This window comes from Polaromonas sp. AER18D-145, assembly GCF_002379095.1.
In the GTDB taxonomy this organism is placed as follows: domain Bacteria; phylum Pseudomonadota; class Gammaproteobacteria; order Burkholderiales; family Burkholderiaceae_C; genus Polaromonas.
Genome location: NZ_NBZV01000002.1, coordinates 79,312 through 94,905, shown reverse-complemented (window position 1 = coordinate 94,905; position 15,594 = coordinate 79,312). Strand labels below are relative to the sequence as shown.

Annotated in this window: 16 protein-coding genes and 1 pseudogene; 12 read left to right on the top strand and 5 right to left on the bottom strand. The window is 64.0% G+C overall.

The window, feature by feature from the left end; all coding sequences use genetic code 11:
* The first annotated feature begins 5 nt into the window (after positions 1–5).
* The 3 genes from B7G52_RS01970 (at position 6) to B7G52_RS01960 (ending at position 1,846) form a co-directional block, all read left to right on the top strand.
* Entirely contained in the window at positions 6–845 is an 840-nt protein-coding gene (locus B7G52_RS01970) for an ABC transporter permease (protein ID WP_096695831.1), read from the top strand.
* Positions 845–1,564, top strand: coding sequence for a glutathione S-transferase family protein (locus B7G52_RS01965; protein ID WP_096695829.1), 720 nt, complete (start codon positions 845–847; stop codon positions 1,562–1,564). Before B7G52_RS01970 ends, B7G52_RS01965 begins: the two co-directional genes overlap by 1 nt.
* Positions 1,565–1,693: 129 nt before the next feature.
* The gene (locus B7G52_RS01960) at positions 1,694–1,846 is read left to right on the top strand and encodes a DUF3096 domain-containing protein (protein ID WP_096662638.1); all 153 of its coding nucleotides are present in this window, start codon (positions 1,694–1,696) and stop codon (positions 1,844–1,846) included.
* A gap of 31 nt (positions 1,847–1,877) precedes the next feature.
* Here the strand turns inward: B7G52_RS01960 and B7G52_RS01955 are convergent, their stop codons facing one another.
* The 3 genes from B7G52_RS01955 to gloB all read right to left on the bottom strand — a co-directional run bounded on the left by B7G52_RS01955 (position 1,878) and on the right by gloB (position 5,172).
* Positions 1,878–2,738 carry a restriction endonuclease gene (locus tag B7G52_RS01955; RefSeq protein ID WP_096695827.1) on the bottom strand — a complete coding sequence of 287 codons (861 nt, stop codon included), beginning with the start codon at positions 2,736–2,738 and terminating at the stop codon, positions 1,878–1,880.
* Between the two features lie 83 nt (positions 2,739–2,821).
* The gene (locus tag B7G52_RS01950; RefSeq protein ID WP_240523286.1) at positions 2,822–4,237 is read right to left on the bottom strand and encodes a transglycosylase SLT domain-containing protein; all 1,416 of its coding nucleotides are present in this window, start codon (positions 4,235–4,237) and stop codon (positions 2,822–2,824) included.
* Between the two features lie 164 nt (positions 4,238–4,401).
* The gene (gene gloB / locus B7G52_RS01945) at positions 4,402–5,172 is read right to left on the bottom strand and encodes a hydroxyacylglutathione hydrolase (protein ID WP_096695825.1); all 771 of its coding nucleotides are present in this window, start codon (positions 5,170–5,172) and stop codon (positions 4,402–4,404) included.
* Between the two features lie 12 nt (positions 5,173–5,184).
* Between gloB and B7G52_RS01940 the strand changes: the two genes are divergently transcribed.
* From B7G52_RS01940 to B7G52_RS01925, 4 genes are all read left to right on the top strand, one after another.
* The gene (locus B7G52_RS01940; protein ID WP_096695824.1) at positions 5,185–6,012 is read left to right on the top strand and encodes a class I SAM-dependent methyltransferase; all 828 of its coding nucleotides are present in this window, start codon (positions 5,185–5,187) and stop codon (positions 6,010–6,012) included.
* 46 nt (positions 6,013–6,058) lie between these two features.
* Positions 6,059–6,532, top strand: coding sequence for a ribonuclease HI (gene rnhA, locus B7G52_RS01935; protein ID WP_096695822.1), 474 nt, complete (start codon positions 6,059–6,061; stop codon positions 6,530–6,532).
* A 154-nt stretch (positions 6,533–6,686) separates the two neighbouring features.
* Entirely contained in the window at positions 6,687–8,030 is a 1,344-nt protein-coding gene (locus tag B7G52_RS01930; RefSeq protein WP_096695820.1) for an efflux RND transporter periplasmic adaptor subunit, read from the top strand.
* Between the two features lie 32 nt (positions 8,031–8,062).
* Complete coding sequence (locus B7G52_RS01925; protein ID WP_096695818.1) at positions 8,063–11,233, top strand: efflux RND transporter permease subunit; 3,171 nt, start codon at positions 8,063–8,065, stop codon at positions 11,231–11,233.
* Positions 11,234–11,379: 146 nt separating this feature from the next.
* Here B7G52_RS01925 and B7G52_RS01920 read toward each other — a convergent pair whose 3' ends face one another.
* A complete protein-coding gene (locus B7G52_RS01920; RefSeq protein ID WP_256387711.1) occupies positions 11,380–11,826 on the bottom strand; it encodes a YeeE/YedE thiosulfate transporter family protein in 447 nt (148 codons plus the stop codon).
* Positions 11,813–12,272, bottom strand: a pseudogene (locus B7G52_RS01915) (IS5 family transposase); the annotation flags it as partial. The pseudogene B7G52_RS01915 and the gene B7G52_RS01920, both read right to left, overlap by 14 nt.
* 201 nt (positions 12,273–12,473) lie before the next feature.
* Here B7G52_RS01915 and B7G52_RS01910 point away from each other — a divergent pair.
* Genes B7G52_RS01910 through B7G52_RS01890 form a run of 5 tightly spaced genes read left to right on the top strand, consistent with a single transcriptional unit; the run spans position 12,474 to position 15,590 of the window.
* Positions 12,474–13,007 (top strand): YeeE/YedE thiosulfate transporter family protein, encoded by a 534-nt coding sequence (locus tag B7G52_RS01910; RefSeq protein ID WP_240523285.1) that lies wholly within the window; start codon positions 12,474–12,476, stop codon positions 13,005–13,007.
* Positions 13,004–13,582 carry a YeeE/YedE thiosulfate transporter family protein gene (locus tag B7G52_RS01905; RefSeq protein WP_205853015.1) on the top strand — a complete coding sequence of 193 codons (579 nt, stop codon included), beginning with the start codon at positions 13,004–13,006 and terminating at the stop codon, positions 13,580–13,582. The genes B7G52_RS01910 and B7G52_RS01905 overlap by 4 nt, the downstream gene beginning before the upstream one ends.
* Before the next feature lie 36 nt (positions 13,583–13,618).
* Positions 13,619–13,924, top strand: a complete 306-nt coding sequence (locus B7G52_RS01900; protein ID WP_096695812.1) for a hypothetical protein — start codon at positions 13,619–13,621, stop codon at positions 13,922–13,924.
* A 14-nt stretch (positions 13,925–13,938) separates the two neighbouring features.
* Positions 13,939–14,592 carry a hypothetical protein gene (locus B7G52_RS01895; RefSeq protein WP_371328986.1) on the top strand — a complete coding sequence of 218 codons (654 nt, stop codon included), beginning with the start codon at positions 13,939–13,941 and terminating at the stop codon, positions 14,590–14,592.
* Between the two features lie 11 nt (positions 14,593–14,603).
* Positions 14,604–15,590, top strand: a complete 987-nt coding sequence (locus B7G52_RS01890) for a sulfurtransferase (protein WP_096695808.1) — start codon at positions 14,604–14,606, stop codon at positions 15,588–15,590.
* Positions 15,591–15,594 lie beyond the last annotated feature (4 nt).

The following is a 15,594-nucleotide window of genomic DNA, read 5'->3' as shown; positions in this document are numbered from 1 at the left end:
ACTGCATGTGGTCCGTTCTCAAACCCTCTCACAAAAACCTGCGTGTTTGGCAAATCGGCATGCTGGTTGTGTTCCTGGGCCTGTGGCAGCTTGCCTCACGTGACCAGCAGTTGGCCTTTTTCCTGGGCGAACCCGTCAAGGTGGCGGGCCGGGTCTGGTCCTGGTTTATGCCTTTTGGCTTCGGCCCCAGCCTGCTGTTCCCCGACGGCCTGCCGGGCAACGCCGATATTTACCTGCACCTGGGCACGACGCTTCTCGAGACCGTGCTGGCCTTCGGCATCGGCACCGTGCTGGGCCTGGCCTGCGGCCTGTGGCTGGCACTGGCGCCCATGGCCAGTGCGATCATGGATCCCTACATCAAGGCTGCCAACTCGATGCCGCGCGTGATCCTCGCGCCGATTTTTGCGATGTGGTTCGGCCTGGGCATCTGGAGCAAGGTGGCGCTGGCGGTCACGCTGGTGTTCTTCATTGTGTTTTTCAATGTCTACCAGGGCGTCAAGGAGGTCAGCCCGGTGGTGCTGGCCAATGCGAGGATGCTGGGCGCGAACCAGCGGCAACTGCTGCGCACCGTTTACCTGCCCAGCGCCACCAGCTGGGTGTTTTCCAGCCTGCACACCTCGGTTGGCCTGGCCTTTGTCGGTGCCGTGGTGGGCGAGTACCTGGGGTCGGCGCGCGGCGTCGGTTACCTGATCCTGCAGGCCGAAGGCACCTTCGACGTCAACACCGTGTTTGCCGGGATCGTGGTGCTGACGGCGTTTGCGCTGGTGCTCGACGGAATCGTCGGCCGCATTGAACGCAAGCTCATGAAGTGGCAACCGCGCACCGGAGAGACGGAGAAACTCTGATGGAACATTTTTCTGCGCCGATACGTCTGTACTCCGGGCCCCTGAGCATGTTCGGAGCCAAGGTGCAGATCGCCGCCCTGGAAAAAGGGCTGGACTTCGAACTGGTCATGGTGCCCTTTGACATGCAGCGCCTGTACCAGCCCAAACATCCCGAGGTGGTGCGCATCAACCCCAGGCAGCAGGTGCCGGTGCTGGTCCATGGGGCGCTGGAGTTGTTCGACTCGACCCAGATTTTTGAATACTTCGAAGAGCTGCAGCCCGAACCCGCACTGTGGCCGGCAGGGGCTGCGGCAAAAGCCCGGGCGCGCCTGTTCGAGCACCAGTCGGACGAGGTCTATTTCCCGCCCGTTGTCCGGCTGATGAGCCTGCAGGATCAGCTGCAGGACCCGGTGGCTGTTGCCGCGCGTGAGACGTCCGCACTTTTTTACCTGAAGATGGACAGCCTGCTGGCCGGCCGCGACTACCTGGCCGGCGCGTATTCCTTTGCAGATATTGCGTTTTACATGGCGCAGTTGTTCGGCGAACGCATGGGTGCCGCGATGGATGGACGCACGCCGCGCCTGCTGGCCTGGCGCGAGCGGCTTTCACGGCGGCCGGCCGTGCGCCAGGTGGCCGGCGCGATGGCGGCCTACCTGCAGTCGCAGGGCCGGCCGCTGCCGGGTTTTCTGGCGGCGATGCTGCCGTCGTCTCCACCAATGGCACCGGTCGAACGGGCCTGATGGTCCTGATTCTTCCATCTGGTCGTTTCGTCCTACATACACGCGGCAGGCCGGTGGCTACATTGGTGCCAGCCACGCCGCCGTGCCTTCAGGCTGGCGGCATCCATTCACTCCCGCAAGGAATCCCCCATGAATCTCCATCTCAGCATCGGCCCCGTCGTCTCCCTGGTTGCAGGCATCCTGATTCTGATCATGCCGCGCCTGCTCAACTTCATCGTTGCGATTTACCTGATCATCATTGGCCTGCTCGGTCTGTTCGGCACCGGTTCGCTCAAGCTCTAGGAGTCTGCGCGGCAGAAGGCGCTTCGGCTCTTCAGCGTTTACCCAGCGCCAGCGCCAGCAGGGCCTGTTGCTGGACCGGGGTACGTCCGGCAATCAGCGTCAGCAGACCGGTGCGGTCCAGCAGGTTGATGCCGTTGTCCTTCGCAAACTTGCGCGCATTCTCGCTGCAGACCGACGACGTCGCGCAGGTGCCGCGCTTGAGCTGGCGCGAGCGCATCAGATCGAGCAGGGGGTGCAGCTCGCGCACGCCGACCGGCTGGCCCGACCACTGCTTGCACCAGGCCACTGCCGCCGGGCTGTCCTTGCCCTGTTGCGCATGGCGCGAGTAAAGCCATAAGGTCACGCCGCCGGCGGTGCCATGCGACTGGCCCCGGATCTCAAAGCCGCCCTGCGCAAACAGCGCTTCACACACCGCGTCAAACTGCTGCGCCGACACCTGGTCAAACAGGGCCGGCGTCCATGAGGGCTGCGCCACAGGCGCCGGCGCTGGCACGCTGCGGGCTGGCTGCGTTGATGGGGCGGGTCTGCCGGCTGTTGCGGCGGCGGGGAAATCAATCAGCTTGTCGAGGGCAAAGGCCGTGCCGGGGGCGACGGCAAGCTTGCCGGGAGCGGGCAGCCGTGGCGGCCCCGCGCCCCTTGCCAGCTTGCTCCAGGGCGGCTCGAACGCCAGCGGGTCCACATACACTTCCGCATGGAGCCGGTCGGTCAGATAACTGCCCACCAGGACGACTCCGAGCAGCAGGGCCGCTGCTCCCGCAGGTAGCAAGGCCCGTTCCTTCAGGGACATCACCAGCAGCGTCATGCCGATGGCGACGGCCAGCAGTCCGATGCCGAAAAAAAAGCGAAAGACCGCGCTGGGCTTGACTGGCGTTCCGGGCTTGCTGACGGCCATGGCGCGTGTGATCCGAGGGGCTACTTGGCCAATGGCTGCAGGCACAGGCGGAAGTGGATCATGGCGCCATTTCCCGAGCGCTCCTAGCGCTTTTTGGTCTTGATCACCGTTTTGCCCGGCGCACGCCTGACCGCCTGGACCCCGGCCTTGCCCGCCTTGGGCCTGGCCGCACTGACGGCCTTGACCGGCAGGAACACCACCACCTGGTGCCCGAGCTTGAAAGCCGCTGAAGTACCGACCTTGTTCCAATCGGCAACGGCCTCCGCGCTCAGGCCGTAGCGCCTGGCAATGCTGGCCACGGTTTCGCCCTTGCGCGCCTTGACGGTGCTCCTGCGCGTGACGATTTCCGGCGCCAGCGTCATCTGCGCGGTGTCGGCGACATGGCTGGTCACGTCGTTGTCCATTTTGGCGCTGCGTGACACCATCAGGGTCGACCCCCCCTTGATCAGCATGCGTGGTGGAATGTTGTTGACACCGCGCAGGTCGGTCTCGCTCATGCCGACGCGCCTGGCGGCGTCGCTGACGCTCAGCGTCGCGGGGGCGGTCCAGGCCGTCCAGCTGGCGTATTGCCCCTGGGAGTAGGCCTCGAAATTGCGCTGGAAGATCTTGGCATTGTCCCAGGGTAGCAGGATGTGGGGCATACCGGCTGCCAGAATCACGGGGCGATGGGCCGATGGGTTGAGGGCCTTGAAGTTGCTGATTTCCACGTCGGCCAGCTTGGCAGCCAGCGCCACATCAATGTCACGGGTGATCTGGACCTGCTGGAAGTAGGGATGGTTTTCAATCAGTGGCAGCTCGGCGCGGAAGTTCTGCGGGTTGGCCACGATGTTCTTGACCGCCTGGAGCTTGGGCACATACAGGCGCGTCTCATCGGGCATGCGCAGGTCCAGGTAGCCGGTGCCCAGGCCATCCTTCTTGTTTCTGGCGATGGCGCGGCCCACACTGCCTTCGCCCCAGTTGTAGGCGGCCAGTGCCAGATGCCAGTCGCCAAACATGCCGTGAAGTTTCTGCAGGTAGTCGAGCGCGGCACGCGTCGAGGCCAACACATCGCGGCGGTCGTCGCGGAAGGCGTTCTGTTTCAGGTCGAAGTACTTGCCGGTGGCCGGCATGAACTGCCACATGCCGGCGGCCTTGGCGCTGGAGACGGCCTGTGGATTGAAGGCGCTTTCAATATAGGGCAGCAGCGCAAGCTCGGTCGGCATGTTGCGGCGCTCAAGCTCTTCGACGATGTGGAACAGGTATTTGCTCGAGCGCTCCGTCATGCGCTGGATGTAGTCCGGCCGGCTGGCATACCACTGCTCGCGGTCGGTCACCAGCTCGCTTTCGAGGTTGGGCATGGCGAAGCCGCGGCGGATGCGCTCCCACAAATCGGCCGGCGGCTGCAGGCTGGCCACGGCGCTGGAGGGGGTCTGCGCCGAATGGATGGGCGACAGGGGGCCGTTGGGGTAGACCGGCTGGGTCGAAGATGGGGAGGTGCTCAGGACCGGATCGCCGGGCATGCCGAGCTTGCTGTTGCTGCTGGCACAGCCGGCGAGCACGACCACGGCGAGGGAGACGGCGAAGGTTCTGAGGGGGGAAAGCAGCCGTGCAAGACGGTCAGGGAAAGCCGGGAAAGAAGCCGGGGAAACGGGGGAGGGTTTGAAAAACGCTGGCTGCGGCTCGGTCATTTGAATTGGTTCTTCCACTGCCTGATGGCGGCAAATACGGTGTTGTCGTCATGCGCCGCCGGATCAAAGCGCCGGGCGGCAGCCATGACCGTGGCCTGTCGGGTACGCAAAAAGGGGTTGATCAGCAACTCCTGGGCAATCGAGGTAGGCAAGGTGGGCTCACCGTCGTCTCTCAAAGCAGCACAGCGTGCATGGTAACCAATCAGCTCGCGGTTGTCAGGTTCCACCGCCAGCGCAAAACGCAGATTGCCCATCGTGTATTCATGCGTGCAGCAGACGCGGGTGTCGCCGGGGAGGGCGGCGAGACGGTCCAGCGAAGCCAGCATCTGCGCCGGTGTGCCCTCGAAAAGACGGCCGCAACCGCCGGAAAACAGCGTGTCGCCGCAAAACAGCAGGGGTCGTCCGTCCACAAGGGGACAGTAAAACGCAATATGGCCGGCGGTGTGGCCCGGCACGTCGATCACGTGGAAATCAAGGTCCAGTGCCCGCACCGTGTCGCCGTCCTGGAGGGGGGTGAAGGGCGGGGGGATGCGCTCGCGGGCCGGGCCGAACACCTTCGCGCCGGTGGCCTCGCGCAGCGCATCGACGCCCCCGGTGTGATCGGGGTGGTGGTGCGTGACTAAAATCGACTCTAATTGCAGTTGCCTGTCCTGCAACATGCAAAGCACCGGCTGCGCGTCGCCCGGATCGACCACGACTGCGCGCCGGCCGTCGTGCAGCAGCCAGAGGTAGTTGTCGTCAAAAGCAGGGATGGGAATCAGGTACATGCAGCGGTCTCGATGGGCTCTCAAATTATAGGTTTCACAAACTGGTTCAAAACCCCGCCCGGCGAGTATTTGCTGGCGTGGGAGCGTGAGCGATTCGACGAGGCCGTGGCCGACATGTTTGGCTACCACGCGTTGCAACTGGGCCTGCCCGAACTCGACGCGCTGCGCAGCAACCGCATGCCGCACAAATGGCTGGCACTGCAGGGCACCGAGTCAGAACTTCTTGCCGGACCCAGCGGAAGCAGTGACGGCAGTCCGATCCCCGCAACTGCGGCAAGTTCCCCGCGTGTGGCCCTGCTGACCCATCCGGCCGCCTTGCCCTTTCCCGAGAACAGCCTGGACCTGGTGCTGTTGCCGCACACGCTGGAACTCAGCAGCGACCCCCATGCCACCTTGCGCGAAGTCGAACGTGTGCTGGTGCCCGAGGGACGCGTGGTGATCAGCGGCCTGAACCCGGCCAGCCTGTGGGGCCTGCGCCAGCGGCGTGCGCACTTTTACCGGCGCCTCGGTTACGGCGAACTTTTTTTGCCCGAAGCCGGCGAGTTCATTGGCTACTGGCGCCTGCGCGACTGGCTGCGCCTGCTCAGTTTTGAGGTCGAGTCCGGCCGGTTCGGCTGCTACCGGCCCGCCGTGAGCCGGCTCGCATCGCTGGAGCGTTTTGCCTGGATGGACAAGGCCGGCGAACGCTGGTGGCCGATTTTCGGTGCGATGTATTTCCTGGTCGCCGTCAAGCGCGTGCGCGGCATGCGCCTGCTCGAACCCAACTGGAAAACGCAGAAGGCCACCGCCCAGGCCCCGGTGGTCATTGCCAACCAGGTGCGCCGCCCGGAATCCTTTTGAGCACTTCCTCTTTTCCCAGAACAACAACCATGGACTTCCCGAACGCATGACCGATCTTCCGCCAACCACAGCACAACATGTGGTGATTTATACCGACGGCGCCTGCAAGGGCAACCCTGGCCCCGGCGGCTGGGGCGCGATGCTGACCAGCGGTGACACGGTCAAGGAGCTGTTTGGCGGCGAGATGGGCACGACCAACAACCGTATGGAGATGACGGCGGTCATCGAAGCGCTGGCCGCGCTCAAGCGTCCCTGCCGCGTCACGCTGTACCTGGACAGTGAATACGTGCGCAAGGGCATCACCGAATGGATCAGCGGCTGGAAAGCACGCGGCTGGCGCACCGCCGCCAAACAGCCGGTGAAAAACATCGATCTCTGGCAAAAACTCGACAACCTGATCAGCAGCAGCGGCCACACCATCGAGTGGCGCTGGGTCAAGGGCCATGCCGGCGATCCGGGCAACGAACGCGCCGATGCCCTGGCCAACAAGGGTGTGGTTCTGGCGCTGTCCAGGGGCTGACCCTGCCGGCGGCGGCGGTTGGCGGTGTCAATGTAAAGCCGGCGTAAATCTGGCCCCGATTTTGCTCGGGATTTCACCCCGGTGACGCAGGTGGCGCAACCTGCTGTTACATTGATCCATTGTCAAAGTTTTGACCTCAATCAACCGTTCCCCCATGGCCTCAAAAGCAATTTATTCTGTCGTCGCGGTGCTCGGCATTGCCGGCCTGTCCGGTGCCGCATGGTGGTACCAGAACAAGGCCAGCGGCCCGGCCAAGGCTGCGTCGGCGGGGCCGTCTCAGCCGGCAGCCGGGGCGCGACCGACGGTTGAAGCCGCCAGGGTGAAAGTCGTGAAACTCGTGGATGACGCCCAGGCCGTCGGCAGCCTGCGTTCACGCCGCAGCGTGGTGCTCCGCCCCGAGGTCAGCGGCCGCATCACCCAGCTCAATTTCACCGACGGCCAGCGCGTGCGCAAGGGGCAGGTGCTGGTGCAGTTTGACGACCAGTTGCCGCTGGCGCAGGTGCAGCAAAGCCAGGCCGAGTTGTCGATCGCCCAGGCCAACCAGAAGCGCAACCAGGAACTGGTCGCGCAGAACTTTGTCAGCCAGCGCTCCCTCGATGAAAGCGCGGCCAATCTGCAGGTGGCGCAGGCCAGGCTGTCGCTGGCCAGGGCCACCGCGGCCAGGCTGAAAATCGTCGCACCCTTCGACGGCATTGCCGGCATCCGCCTGGTCAATCCCGGGGACTACCTCAAGGACGGGGCCGACATTGTCAATATTGAAGACATCGACGCCGTGTTTGTCGACTTCCGCCTGCCCGAGCGCTTTCAGAACAAGCTCAAGCGCGGCCAGACCGCCGTGGTGGACATGGATGCGCTGCCGGGCCGCAAATACACGGCGGTGGTGCAGGCGATCGATCCGCTGATCGACGCCAACGGGCGCTCGGTGGCGGTGCGGGCCTGCATTGACAACCGTCAGCTGCAGTTGCGCCCCGGCATGTTTGCCCGTGTCAACGCGGTGTTCGGCGAGCGGGACAACGCCAGGGTCATTCCGGAAGAGGCGCTGGTGCCGCAGGGGGACAGGCAGTTTGTCATCAAGCTCGTACCGGGGCCGGAAGCACAGACCTGGATTGCCCGGCGGGTGGCGGTGCAGGTGGGGATCCGGTGGCCTGGCCAGGCGGAAATCACCAGTGGGCTGGAGTCTGGCGACATGGTGGTCACCACCGGCCAGCAACGCCTTCAGCGCGACGGCATGACCGTGCGGGTGGTGGATCTGAGCCCGCCCGCTGCCGCACGGCCGGCCGATGGTGCGTCTGCCGCCGCGCCGGTGGCGGCGGCGCCCGAGGCTGCAAGTGCGCTGGCGGAAAAACCCATGGGTGGCGCCAATCCCTGCCTGGTAGGCATGCGTGAGGCGGGTCCCGCGCCTGCGGTGTCCGGAGCGACACGCGGCAGTGCTCCGGCACCGGCTCCGACCGAAGCCATGCCTGAAGCCCGGGCCCGGGCGACACGCAAGCCGGCCTGAGCACCAAGCCATCCCCTGACTGGACCCCTCTGATGCAACTGGCTGAAGTCTCGATACGCCGCCCGGTGTTTGCCACCGTGCTGTCCCTGCTGATCGTGCTGATCGGTGTGGTCAGTTTCCAGCGCCTGACGGTGCGCGAGTACCCGAAGATCGATGAGCCGGTGGTGACGGTCAGCGTGCGTTACCCCGGTGCCTCGGCCGAGGTGATCGAGTCTCAGGTGACCAAGCCGCTCGAGGACTCGATCGCCGGCATCGACGCGGTGGATGTGCTGACCTCGATCAGCCGCGCCGACCAGAGCCAGATTTCCGTGCGGTTCCGGCTCGAGAAAGACGCCGACGCCGCGGCCGCCGAGGTGCGCGACCGCACCTCGCGCGTGCGCAACAGGTTGCCGCAATCGATTGAGGAGCCGGTGATTGCCAAGGTCGAGGCCGATGCGTTTCCCGTGATCTGGCTGGCCTTCACCAGCGACAGCCTGACTCGGCTGCAGATCAACGACCTAGTCAACCGCATCGTCAAGCCGCGCCTGCAAACCGTGACCGGCGTGGCCGATGTGCGCATCTTCGGTGAACGCAAATACGCGATGCGTGTCTGGCTCGATCCCCGGAAAATGGCAGCCTACCGCCTCACGACGCAGGACATCGAGGACGCCATACGCCGCAGCAACCTGGAGGTTCCCGCCGGCCGCATTGAATCGCAGCAACGCGAGTTCAGCGTGACGTCCGAGACCGGCCTGGTGCGTCCCGAGCAGTTCGGGGAGGTGGTGATCCGCAGTGTCAACGGCTTCCCGGTCAAGGTGCGCGATGTGGCGCGTGTCGAGGAAGGGGCCGCCGATGAGCGCAGCGGCGTGCGTCTCAATGGCCGGGCGGCCATCGGGGCTGGCGTGATCCGCCAGGCCACGGCCAACCCGCTGGAGCTGTCGCAGGGCGTGCGCAACATGATTCCGCAGCTCAAGGCCGACCTGCCGCCGGAAGTCAACATCGACATCGCCAACGACAACTCGGTGTTCATCGACCGTTCGGTCAGGAACGTCTACCAGACCATTGCCGAAGCGGTGGCGCTGGTGGCGCTCGTGATTTTTGTGTTCCTGCGCACCTTCCGCGCGTCCATCATTCCCATCATCACCATCCCGGTGAGCCTGATCGGCACCTTTGCGCTGATGGCGTTGGCGGGCTTCACCATCAATACCCTGACCCTGCTGGCGCTGGTGCTGGCCATCGGGCTGGTGGTGGACGATGCCATCGTGATGCTGGAAAACATTTTCCGCCACATCGAAGAAGGGCTGGATCCGTTTTCGGCGGCCATCAAGGGCGCGCGGGAAATCGGTTTTGCCGTGATCACCATGACGGCGACGCTGGTGGCCGTTTACGCGCCTCTGGCCTTCACCCCGGGGCGGACCGGCCGGCTGTTTGTCGAGTTTGCGCTGGCGCTGGCCGGCGCGGTGGTCGTGTCGGGCTTTGTGGCGCTGACCCTGACGCCCATGCTGTGCGCCAAGCTGCTCAAACACAACCCGACACCGAATGTCTTTGATCGCGGCATGGAGCGCTTCCTCAACGCGGTCTCCGACCGCTACGCCAGTGCGCTGCGCTGGGTGCTCACCCGGCGTTACCAGCCGGTGCCCGGTCCGGCTGCAGCGGGCGGGAAGGTCAGGGCGTTGGTGCTGCAGGCGCGCTGGATCGTGGTGGGTGTCATGCTGGCCAGTGCGCTGGCCATCCTGCTGATCTTTCCAACCATGAAGCAGGAGCTGTCGCCGCTGGAAGACCGGGGCACCATCCTGGCCACTATCAATGCGCCCGACGGCGCCACGCTGGACTACACCAACCGTTATGCGCAGGCGCTGGAAAAAATGGGCCAGCCCTACAAGGAGTTCGACCGGATTTTTGCCAGCATCGGCAACCCCACCGTGTCGCAGGCCAGCGTCATCTACCGCACGGTGGACTGGGATGAGCGCAAGCGCAGCACGCTGGAGATGGCGCGCGAACTGCAGCCCAAGTTCGCCAGCCTGCCGGGCGTCACTGCGTTTCCGATCACGCCGCCCTCGCTGGGTCAGGGTTTTCGCGAGCGACCGCTCAATTTTGTGATCCAGACCTCGGACAGCTACGAAAACCTGGACCGGGTGGTGGAGCAGATACTCGCGGAGGTCGCCAAAAACCCGGGCATCCAGTCGCCGGTGTCGGACCTGCGCCTGAACAAGCCCGAGTTGCGCATCGACGTCAACCGCGACAAGGCCGCCGACCTGGGCGTCAGCGTGGAAGTGGTGGCCAAGGCGATTGAAACCATGCTGGGCGGGCGCAACGTGACGCGTTACAAACGCGACGCCGAGCAGTACGACGTGATCGTGCAGACCGAGGCCAGCGGCCGCAGCACGCCGGAAGACATCGAGGGCATTTATGTGCGCGGCCGCAGCGACGCGATGATTCCGCTGTCCAGCCTGGTCACGGTGCGCGAGGCGGTGTCGCCGCGCGAACTCAACCACTTCGGCCAGCGGCGGGCTGCCTCCATCACGGCCAACCTGGCCCCCGATTATTCGCTGGGCCAGGCGCTGACCTTCATGAACGAGACCTCGGCCAAGGTGCTCAAGCCCGGCTACAGCACCGACCTGAACGGCACTTCGCGCGAGTTCAGGAATTCCCAGGGTGCCTTGGCCATTGTGTTTGTGCTGGCGCTGGTCTTCATTTTCCTGGTGCTGGCCGCGCAGTTTGAAAGTTTCATCGACCCGCTGGTGATCATGCTGTCGGTGCCGCTGTCGATGATTGGTGCGCTGGTGGCGCTCAAGCTGTCAGGCGGCTCCCTCAACGTCTATTCGCAGATCGGGCTGATCACGCTGGTCGGTCTGATCACCAAACACGGCATCCTGATCGTCGAGTTCACGAACCAGCTGCGCGGGCAGGGCATGGACATGCTGGAGGCGCTGGTCAAGGCGTCCGCGCAGCGCCTGCGCCCCATCCTGATGACCACCGGCGCCATGGTGCTGGGTGCCTTGCCGCTGGCGCTGGCCACCGGTGCCGGCGCCGAAAGCCGCATCCAGATCGGCTGGGTGATTGTGGGTGGCATGTCGCTGGGCACGCTGCTCACCGTGTTCGTGGTGCCGACCATGTACGCGCTGTTCGCCCGCAAGAAAATCCCGGGCGCCAACAAGGCCGAGGCCAAAGAGGTGCCCGCGGGGACGCAAATTGCGGGTAAATCAAATCTGCATCAAGTTTGATGCCATGGCCTGCGGGTAAACACGCGCAGCTTGCTGTCGCTTCATGGCGCCGTCATGGCGGGGCGCGCCATGAGTTGCCCGACCGGTTTACCGTCAAGCAGGCGGTCCGTCAGGCCTGCTCCCGACCACATGCCGACCAACGCGAGTCAGGCCGTCAAGGCGAAGATGGCTCCGCCAGTGATTCCCGCACCTACGGCGCAGCCACCCGCCAGCATGGAGCCAAAGCCCATGAGAATGGCTCCTGCGATGTAGCGCGGCATGCCGTCGCCGTTGGCGAATCCTTCGAGCTTGAGGTCCTTGCCGATCCAGGCGCCGATGAATGAGCCCAGGAATACGCCGGGCAGCAGACCAAAGTCAAACCCGATGGCCGGGGCAGGCGAAGACAGCACCCGCATCAACCATTTCGCGGAAGGACCGCTGAAGGTCAGGCCCTGGACCTGAACCACCTGAAGAGAGTTGGCCGACACGAGGTGGGTATAGCCCCAGCCCACTGCAATCATCAGACCCGTGCCGATGCCGCCCACCCATTGCCATTGGCCGGCAGAATCAGCGGGCGACTGGCGCAGCCCCGGGTCATGATCCTGCCGGCGCATCATGCGCCTGGCCCAGCGACAGCGAGAACGTCAAACGTCACGGCCGTTCGAGCATCCGCGGCAACCATATGAACCTTGGTGGTCCAGCCGCCTCGGGACTTGCCAATGGATTGCGGACCTTTTTTTTAACGCACCCGTGCCATCCGGATGCACTTTCACGATGGTGCTGTCCCGCGACACGGCTTCGATCTTGATGCGCACGACATGGGCCTGTTGTAGCCCTGCGAACACCCGGTCCAGCACACCGCTTTTGGGCCAGCGGCTCATGCGCGTATAGATCGTGTGCCAGTAGCCGAAGCGCTTGGGCAATCCACGCCACTTGCCCCCATGCTTGGTGACATACAGGATTGCGTGTTTAACACATTCAGATTCGGCAAGCTGACGTTGCCCCGCTGAAGGGGCAGGCAATGCTCGGTCTGAGCGAATTGGGCTGGTGTGAACTCCATGCGTGACAGTGTTCCGCACCAGCAAGGCGAAATTATCAACACACCTTTGTTCGGTTTCACACCTTTATTCAGTTTTCACTTATATTAGCAATGAGTTTGAGCGTGTGAAGCTCAATTGAACTTGATCTTTCTCAAGCTTTGGCTACAGTGCAGCCAGCGCCTCAGATCGGTAATCAGGAATAAATATAGGAGGAATAATCAATGCAAATCATGAACGAATGTGAACTCCCCCAGCGGCCCTACTGGCCGGCCTGGGCCGCAGGGCTGGCACTCGGGGTTGTGCTGCTGATGACTTTTGTCCTGACCGGGCATGGCTTGGGGGCAACTGGTTTCACGACGCGGCTGAGCGCTTGGCTGGGCGATGCTGTCGTGCCTGGCTGGACGCAGGCCAACGATTACCTGGGCCCCATGCTGGAAGGAGGCCCGGTGCTGTCATCCTGGATCACATGGCAGATGCTGGGGGTGTTCATCGGCGCGCTGGTTTCCGCGGTTCTGGCCGGACGTGTGGCCTTGCGGATCGAGGGTGCCGGTTCTTCGGGACGAAGCGGACGCCTGTTCAAGGCACTGGCGGGCGGCATTCTCGCCGGTTTCGGTGCGCGCATTGCGGCCGGGTGCACCAGTGGGTTGGGCTTGTCCGGCTCGGCTGTGCTGGGGGTGGCAGGGTTTGTATTTCTTGGTGCATTTTTTGTGACCGGTCTGATTGTCTCGCGCCTGACCGGTGGAGGTGTGAAATGAATGCTCTGATGGCCGCAAGTGGTCCCCTGGTGGGCGTGTTGCTTGGCTTTGGTTTTGGGTTTGTGCTGGAGCGTGCCGGTTTTGGAAGCGGCTGCAAGCTGACGGCGCAATTTCGCCTGACCGACTGGTCCGTGTTCAAGGTCATGTTCACCGCCATTGTTTTTGCGGCGGTCGGCATTTACCTGCTCGAGCTGGCTGGCTGGGTAGAGGCTGCTTCCATCTATGTTCCGGCTCCCTACCTGTGGGCTGTTGCTGCAGGTGGCGCATTGATCGGCGCGGGTTTTGCCGTGGGCGGCTATTGCCCGGGCACCTCGGCGGTGGGGGTGATGACGGGCCGGATCGATGCCCTGGTGTTTTTTGGGGGAATTCTGATCGGCACGTTTGCGTTCGCCAGCCTGTTTCCATGGCTGGACCCGCTCACCACCGCCGGTGAATTGACCAAGGGCGATCGCCTGCCGGAGGCGCTGGGGGTTCCAGAATGGCTGGTGCTGGCGGTTCTGGTGGCTGCTGCGGTCGGCGTATTTTTTCTCGGTGGCTGGTTTGAGCGCCGGGCGCGGCAACGCGGCGCGGCCTGACCCCACGTCACGCCATTGTTTTTTTCAAGGAGTTTGATGATGAAAAGTTCTCGCGCCAATCTGGGCTCGCTGGTGTCGGCCCTGGCCATGACCCTGCTGACCGTGCCGGTGGCTCCGGCTGCACTGGCGGCGGCCGACGCGCCTGCCAGGGCGGCTTCCGCGCCCTGTGCCGCTGCCAATCCCTGTGCCGCCAAAAAGCGCGCAGGCAAGGCGGACAACCCCTGCGCCGGCAACCCGTGTGCGGCCAAGCGCAGGCGTGCCAACAAGGATGATGCCAACCCGTGCGCTGGCAGCAGCCGCAGGAAGAGCAGTGCCAACCCCTGCGCTGGAACAAGCAAATAATCAGCCAGGCCGGCATGCGAGCAGGGGACGTCAGGCGGGAAGCGGCCCGGTCCGCTTTGGTCCGCCAGTTGGATCTGGCACGCCGGGGTCGTTCCATCCTGCACCCTTTCATTGGGCGTAGCCAGCGCTTTGAAGCCTGGCGGCACTACCCTGTCAACGACGCCATGGATGACACCGGGCGCTGGCAGTTTTACTACCATGCGCATGACGACAGTCGGGAAGGTGGCGCCCGTCATCCCCAGGAGCATGGGCACATTCACCTGTTCCGGCGCGATCCGCAAGGGCAGCTTTCGCATCTGGCCGGACTGTCACTCGATGCCCGTGGCACGCCCCTGACCTGGTTTGCCACCAACCAGTGGGTCACCGGCGAGCGCTGGATGGCTGCGCGCCAGCTGGCGCAAGGCCTGAGCGACCTGCAGTTGCGTCTGCGCGGCCCGCTGGCCGGGGTGGCGCTTTGGCTGGCCGACATGGTGCGGGTCTATGCAGCCCCCTTGCACGACATGCTGCTGGCCCGTGATGAAGGCCTTGTCAGGCATTGCGCGCATCAGCAGGTCAGCCGAAAGGCTGCCTGGGATGACCGGCAGATCGCCGTATGGAGTTCGTTTCCCATTGACTGGCCGCAGGATGCAGTCGAGCTGCAAGGCCAGATTTCAAGTCAACACAACTGAAGGAGATCAAGATGAAAACGCAAATTCGTTACCTGGCGGGCCTGGCCCTGCTCGGGCTGGCCCCATGGAGCTGGGCCCTGCAGGTTCCCGGCCCGGTGGTCGATGGCGAGTGGCTGGCCAAGAACAAGGCGGAAGTCACGGTGCTCGATGTGCGTCCGAGCCAGAAATCCTTCACGCTCGCGCCGCAGTTCGAGACCGACAAGAAGACCGGCAAAAAATTCCTGGTCGAACTGGGCGGCCACATTGCGGATGCCACGCCGGTGGACAACAAGAAAGTGCGTGTGAATCGCGTGATCGGCGGCAACAAGCTCAGCGCCATGATTCCCGAGCGCGCCGATTTCGAGAAGCTGGCGCGCCAGTGGGGCGTGCAGGCCGGCCGGCCCATCGTCATCGTCGCCGCCGGCATGGAACCGGTGGACTTCAACGACGCCGCGCGCCTGTACTGGCAGTTCAAGGTCTACGGTGAAGACAACGTGGCTATCGCGAACGGCGGCATGGCCGCCTGGCTGGCCGAAGGCCGCGAGGTCAGCATTGCGCCGGCCAAGGTGAGTGAAGGCAACTGGGCCGCCAGGGCCGACCGTACGGCCGAACTCTCGGCCAGCTCCGAAGACGTCGAAAAAGCCATGAACACCAAGGCGACGCAATTGGTCGATGCGCGCAATGCGTCCATGTACCTGGGGTTGAGTAAAAGCAGCAGCGTCAGTGCCTATGGTCACGTTCCGGGCGCGAAGAATGTGTCGTTTGAGCTGCTGACCACCGAAGGTGGCGATGCCACTCGCGTGCTGGCCAGGGACACCTACCGGGATGTCTTCACGATGAGCGGCGTTGATCCGCAGGCGCCTGTCATTGCCTACTGCAATACCGGCAATCTGGCATCCAGTACCTGGTTCGTGCTGTCTGAAGTTCTGGGTAACAAGCAGGCCAGGCTGTATGACGGCTCCATGCACCAGTGGACCCTGGAAAAGCGGGCGTTGCAGTCGGTCGCACGGGCTCAGTAAAGAC

Excerpts from the sequence above, each read along its gene's own strand:
- B7G52_RS01970 (WP_096695831.1), top strand. The coding sequence starts at position 6 with ATGTGGTCCGTTCTCAAACCCTCTCACAAAAACCTGCGTGTTTGGCAA.
- B7G52_RS01965 (WP_096695829.1), top strand. The coding sequence starts at position 845 with ATGGAACATTTTTCTGCGCCGATACGTCTGTACTCCGGGCCCCTGAGC.
- B7G52_RS01960 (WP_096662638.1), top strand. The coding sequence starts at position 1,694 with ATGAATCTCCATCTCAGCATCGGCCCCGTCGTCTCCCTGGTTGCAGGC.
- B7G52_RS01955 (WP_096695827.1), bottom strand. The coding sequence starts at position 2,738 with ATGGCCGTCAGCAAGCCCGGAACGCCAGTCAAGCCCAGCGCGGTCTTT.
- B7G52_RS01950 (WP_240523286.1), bottom strand. The coding sequence starts at position 4,237 with ATGCCCGGCGATCCGGTCCTGAGCACCTCCCCATCTTCGACCCAGCCG.
- gloB (WP_096695825.1), bottom strand. The coding sequence starts at position 5,172 with ATGTACCTGATTCCCATCCCTGCTTTTGACGACAACTACCTCTGGCTG.
- B7G52_RS01940 (WP_096695824.1), top strand. The coding sequence starts at position 5,185 with ATGGGCTCTCAAATTATAGGTTTCACAAACTGGTTCAAAACCCCGCCC.
- rnhA (WP_096695822.1), top strand. The coding sequence starts at position 6,059 with ATGACCGATCTTCCGCCAACCACAGCACAACATGTGGTGATTTATACC.
- B7G52_RS01930 (WP_096695820.1), top strand. The coding sequence starts at position 6,687 with ATGGCCTCAAAAGCAATTTATTCTGTCGTCGCGGTGCTCGGCATTGCC.
- B7G52_RS01925 (WP_096695818.1), top strand. The coding sequence starts at position 8,063 with ATGCAACTGGCTGAAGTCTCGATACGCCGCCCGGTGTTTGCCACCGTG.
- B7G52_RS01920 (WP_256387711.1), bottom strand. The coding sequence starts at position 11,826 with ATGCGCCGGCAGGATCATGACCCGGGGCTGCGCCAGTCGCCCGCTGAT.
- B7G52_RS01910 (WP_240523285.1), top strand. The coding sequence starts at position 12,474 with ATGCAAATCATGAACGAATGTGAACTCCCCCAGCGGCCCTACTGGCCG.
- B7G52_RS01905 (WP_205853015.1), top strand. The coding sequence starts at position 13,004 with ATGAATGCTCTGATGGCCGCAAGTGGTCCCCTGGTGGGCGTGTTGCTT.
- B7G52_RS01900 (WP_096695812.1), top strand. The coding sequence starts at position 13,619 with ATGATGAAAAGTTCTCGCGCCAATCTGGGCTCGCTGGTGTCGGCCCTG.
- B7G52_RS01895 (WP_371328986.1), top strand. The coding sequence starts at position 13,939 with ATGCGAGCAGGGGACGTCAGGCGGGAAGCGGCCCGGTCCGCTTTGGTC.
- B7G52_RS01890 (WP_096695808.1), top strand. The coding sequence starts at position 14,604 with ATGAAAACGCAAATTCGTTACCTGGCGGGCCTGGCCCTGCTCGGGCTG.